General features: G+C 37.9%; 4 protein-coding genes. All 4 read left to right on the forward strand.

Annotated features, from left to right (window positions below; genetic code table 11):
* Positions 1–513 precede the first annotated feature (513 nt).
* Complete coding sequence (locus ENL20_02480; GenBank protein HHE37421.1) at positions 514–2,625, forward strand: T9SS type A sorting domain-containing protein; 2,112 nt, start codon at positions 514–516, stop codon at positions 2,623–2,625.
* Positions 2,626–3,601: 976 nt separating this feature from the next.
* On the forward strand, positions 3,602–3,865 hold the full coding sequence (locus ENL20_02485) for a hypothetical protein (GenBank protein ID HHE37422.1): 264 nt from the start codon (positions 3,602–3,604) through the stop codon (positions 3,863–3,865).
* A 137-nt stretch (positions 3,866–4,002) separates the two neighbouring features.
* Positions 4,003–4,926: a sugar ABC transporter permease gene (locus tag ENL20_02490; GenBank protein ID HHE37423.1), complete on the forward strand. Its 924-nt coding sequence runs from the start codon at positions 4,003–4,005 to the stop codon at positions 4,924–4,926.
* Between the two features lie 102 nt (positions 4,927–5,028).
* Positions 5,029–5,465, forward strand: a 437-nt coding sequence (locus ENL20_02495) for a carbohydrate ABC transporter permease (GenBank protein ID HHE37424.1), incomplete at its 3' end; no start/stop codon positions are given.

The following is a 5,465-nucleotide window of genomic DNA, read 5'->3' on the forward strand; positions in this document are numbered from 1 at the left end:
ATGACTCTGGAAATTTTTCGATACTAATTTAGTGTCGAAAAAGGAAGGTGAAAAATGAGAGCAGCGAAGCGAATCATCGATTTCGGGGAATTGGAAGGAGACCATAGGTCGACTGGAGATTCCCCGAAATCGATCCGAAATTTTCAGCGGGATATACCTGCTACTGAAATATGTCCGGAAAAGGTTGTGTAACATAATTTATGAAAGATTATGAAAGAAAAAATGCTCTTTAGAGCATTTGAAAATTGGTGAATATTGCAGGAGCAAACTGTGGATAACTCGGAAATATTGCCCACATTCCACACCACGACTACAATTGAGCGAATCAAATTGTCGCTCAATAGGCGTGGATTGTGGACAAATTTCTTATCGAGTTTCCCACATTTTGAATGCAAAAATCCACCAATTTAAGGGGAGACTTTTAAATCTTTCATAACTCATTAGAACTATGCTAGTTAGTGATGTTTTGATGAGATTAGTGTTACAGAACCGCATAAATTTCAGGGAGGAATAATGAAAAAAAATCTATTTATTTTTTTACTTACTTTATTAACCTCAATTTTGATTTCTTATGACCTTGAACAGCAGGTAGAAACATCGAAAGCATTTGCATATCCAAAAGGAAGATGTCCTGCAAGAAACAAGGATGTTCCCTATTACGAATTTATTATCGATCCGATCAATCTCGGTTATTCCGATTATGATTATATGCCCGGCAGTTACAATGCAATTCCGCTTAAAGTTCAACCTCCCTCTTCTTCACCTTATGGTTTTACTGCCGGTGGAGTCTATCTTGTCTATCATACCAAAGAAACAGGTGGTTCGAATAGACGGATAAAATTTGCTTACTTCGATCATGAAGGTAATTTGCTGTCTCAAGATTTTATTGGAGATGCTGATATCTGGGAAGGATATGCCGGAATCGATATCGATCCTGTAACGGCAGATCCGCTTGTTGCCTGGCATCAAAATGATGGTTCATTTTATGATGTTTATTATACCTATGATCCTTTTCATGTTTCCGGAGAAAGTAATTCATGGAATGATCTCACTCTCCTGATCGATAATCCGTATGATCTAATAAATCCTGATGATGAATTTATGTGGCCATACATTTTTGTTGGACCTTCTCCCAATGCCGAAGCAAGAAGAGTTTATGTCTATGCTAATAATAATGGGAATAATACTCCCTCTGGGAATTTCAGCGAAAACATCCTTTTTGGATATGCTGATTTCACAACCCTTGATTTATCTTCATTCAATGATCTAAATTGGACATTCACTACTATTCCTCTTTTGGATCAATGGCATAATGAAGATCCCTGGATCAGACCTTTTAAAGCATGCTGTGTATCAGATGATGGTAAAGTTGCTTTTATGGGTTATAATACGGAAAATGAAATATTCGTGTTCCTTAATGAGAATTATGGGGAAGGTGATTTCGAATATTTTTCCGAAGATTATAGGTTCTATATCGATAATCCAATGAATGAATCAGGAACCGAATATACTTTTGTCGATGATGACGGAGAACCGTTTGAACTATATTTCACCATCCATCATTCCGGACACATGAATGCAATTTTTTCGGAAGATGATACCAAAATCAAATTTCCGGGATGTATGGGATTACGAGCAACAGAAACTGATGTTTGGAATAATGCTATTTTTTGGGAATATGCTTTTTATCCAAAAGTTTTCACTTATGATATTGTTGAGAATGAATTCAGTTTTATCGATCTTGATCTGACCGGAGTAAATCCTGATGATGATCTGCCCATGATTCCCTGGGATTTGGATGAAGACGGAGAAGTCGATGAATTCGATGAAGATGGAAATGTAGTTTGGCAAAATAGCTGGCCCATTTATATATATGATTTTGATGTTGCATTTCATGATAATTATTTCAAGATCGTTAAAAATGAAGAGAATAACTGGCTGGCAGCAGTCTGGTCAGACGGATTGAAATCAAAATTAGGAAATTCCGGAGATGATGATTACGAAGAATGGTTGGAATGCCCGGAAATTGCTATTTCCATCTCCAATGATAATGGAAACGAATGGTCTGAACCAATATTCTTGAACTCGATAGAAACTCCCGAATTGACAGGAATGATTCCTGAATATATTTATCCGGGAAGTTTAATTGAAGATATGGGAGATGGTTTTGGAAAATTACACCTGTTCTTCATTGATGATTGGTATTTGGGATCTAGTATTTATAGTTTTCCTCCTCCAGGCTGCTGGTTGGAGTATGCTGCTTTAAAAATCGATTTTAATTATAATGTTTCAGCAGAAGAAACTGATATTAATATAGAAAATTCAGAAATATATTCTTATCCTAATCCGTTCAGTTCCTCGACTACAATTTCTTTTCAAATTAGCAACGAACAAAACCAACAAAACGAACAAATGATAATAGAAATTTATAACATAAAGGGACAGAAAGTGAGAATCTTGGAGTGCTTCAATTATTTTGAAGCAAAAGCGACGGAGTCGCTTTCCCACATAACTTGGAACGGAACTGACGATAGCAACAAACCTGTATCCTCCGGAATTTATTTCTATAAAATAAAATCAGACAGTTTTGAATCTTCAACCAAAAAGATGATTATTCTTCGATAATATTGGAAAAAATTCGATGAAGAAGATTATATTATCAACCGGATTATTATTTCTATTTGGAATACTGTTCGGAAATGACTTTCCTGGTCAACAACCTGGCACAGAGATCGGTGGAAATCTTCCGAACGGTTATGAACCGAGCGGGGCGGTCTGGCACCATGGATTACAGAAACTTTTCCTGGTAAATGATAATGGAATGGTTACAAAAATGGATGCTGATGGTTCTAATGTTATTAACTGGTATGTTGCCGGTGATCTGGAAGGAATCTGTATTGCTGATTCGACCAGTGACTTTGTTTATCTCGGTGTCGAACAACCGGATTATATTTCTGAATTTAATGTCGTGACTGGTGTTGTAACCAGATCATTTGATCTGACTCCATGGATGACAGGTCCTTCCAATCTTGGTTTAGAAGCACTTACATTCGTTCCTGATTCAACCAATGCTGAAGGAGGATTCTTTTATGCCGGTCTTCAGTATGATGGAAATATATATGTTTTTGAACTTCCGATTAAAACCAGCTCAACCAGTACAACTGTTACTTATGTGAATACATTTACTCCTGTGAGCGGAAGATGGGATATTTCCGGGCTTCATTTTGAAGCATCGAATGAAACATTGTATGCAATCTGGGATTCCTCAAACAAATTACGAGCAATGGAAGTCGATTGCACGAATATTATGGAATGGGATCTTCCTGGAAATGACCAGGAAGGAATAACACTCTGGTCAGGAGATAGTCTTGCTCAAAACCTGCTGTTCATTGCAGAAGATGTAGGAAAAGAAGTCTGGAAATATGATTTCAACAGTGAATTGATCATCACGATCATTAACGACGGTTCCGTCATTTTCGAACCTGATCCTCCGGGCTATTACGGATCATTCGTCACTTTAACTGCCATTCCGGATGATGGAAATTATTTCAGCGAATGGAGTGATGATCTGACCGGTTCATCCAATCCCGAAACTCTTTTAATGGATTATGATAAAAATGTAACTGCCACATTTTCCTATTTGAATAGTCCTGAAAATGTGATTATAAATATTGTCTCGGATTCTGTTTTTATTCAGTGGGATGCGGTTCCCGGAGCAACAGGATATAATGTTTATTCCTCGACAGAACCTTATTCCGATCCGGAAAACTGGACTCTCGAGATCGAAGAGACAATTGAAACAAGTTGGGAAAATCCTGTCTCTTCGGAAAATATGTTTTATTATGTTTCAACGATCAACAATTAATTTTTCCCGATCCAAGAATCAAAAAATAGCGATAATTAAGCATTTTGAAAATTCCATTGACACAGGATATTCAAATTAAATTCTGTGTTTGAGAAAAAATAGAAAAGGCAGATTGGGTGAAAAAGAAAAAATTTGATATTGGTCCGTATCTCTACATTTTACCGGCTCTGGTGATCATCATTGTCTTCCGGCTGGTTCCCATTGTTCTTTCTTTCATCGTTAGTTTTTTCGAGTGGACAGTTACAGGAACCGGAGATTTTATCGGTTTTTCCAATTACATCAGGATCGTTCAGGACAGGGAATTCTGGCAGTCGCTCCTGAACACTTTTTATCTCGTTATTTTCATTGTTCCGATAAGTCTTATTCTGTCTCTTATTTTTGCAACTTTACTTAATAATGTTAAAAAATTGAAAGGATTCTATCGTTCGGTTTATTTCATTCCAACCGTAACTTCCATGGTCGCCATTTCTATCGTCTGGAAGATCATCTTTAATCAGCAGAACGGTCTGGCAAATTTCTTTCTGACCAAGATCGGGCTCGAACCTCTGGGCTGGTTAGCGGAAAGTCGCGGAATTTTCCAACTAATGTTCTCGAAGATCGGAATAGATCTGCCGTCATCTCTCGGAGGACCTTCTTTAGCATTATTCTCGATCATTATTGTTACCATCTGGAAAGGTCTGGGATATAACACGATCATCTATCTTGCAGGACTTCAGAATATCCCGAAAGTTTATTACGAAGCTGCTGATATCGATGGAGCAGGAAAGATCAGACAATTCTTCAAGATCACCTGGCATCTTATATCTCCCACAACTTTTTATGTTCTGATGATGACCACGATCGTTACCTTCCAGGTTTTCGCCCAGATCTATCAAATGACCGGACCTCCGATCGGCGGACCTCTGGGAACGACTAAAGTTATCGTTTATTATATTTATGATAAAGCCTTCGGTGAGAGCAATGATCTCAGTTATGGCGGAGCGATCGCTCTTGTGCTGTTTGCGATCATCCTGACACTGACGCTATTCCAGAAAAAACTGGAAAAGAAGGTGCATTATTAAAAGGATCAAGTACAAGGTTCAAGGAACAAGGGAAAAGTGAAAAATGCGAGTGAATCCGCCTGTCAGGGCGTAGCTTCAGCGGAGTCTGAAGAGCAATAAAATATGAGAAGAAGTATAACCTATCTGATCTTGACGATATGCGGGATTTCCATGGTAGTTCCCTTTATCTGGATGGTTACGACTGCTGTTAAATCCCAACTGGAAGTGAATAAAGGCAATGTCGGTTTCCTTCCCATCGAGAAATATTCTGCTTATAATGACGGTTCAGATGAATATAGAATAAAGATCATAAAAACGGAGAAAGATAGTTCCTGGGTAAATCTTATCGATGATGAAGGAAAAATATTCAGTGCTTTTCGGAAAATACCGAATGCAGCGATCACTAAAAAGACAAAAATCAAGTTCCATTTCGATAATTTCGTTACTGCCTTCAACAAAGTTCCGTTCAATAGATATTTCCTGAATACCCTGATCGTCTCGTTTTCTGTTGTTTTTGGAGTGATCGTAACGGGTTCGCTGGCTGCTTATGCTTTTGCCCG

This window comes from Candidatus Cloacimonadota bacterium (assembly GCA_011372345.1).
In the GTDB taxonomy this organism is placed as follows: Bacteria; Cloacimonadota; Cloacimonadia; order Cloacimonadales; family TCS61; genus DRTC01.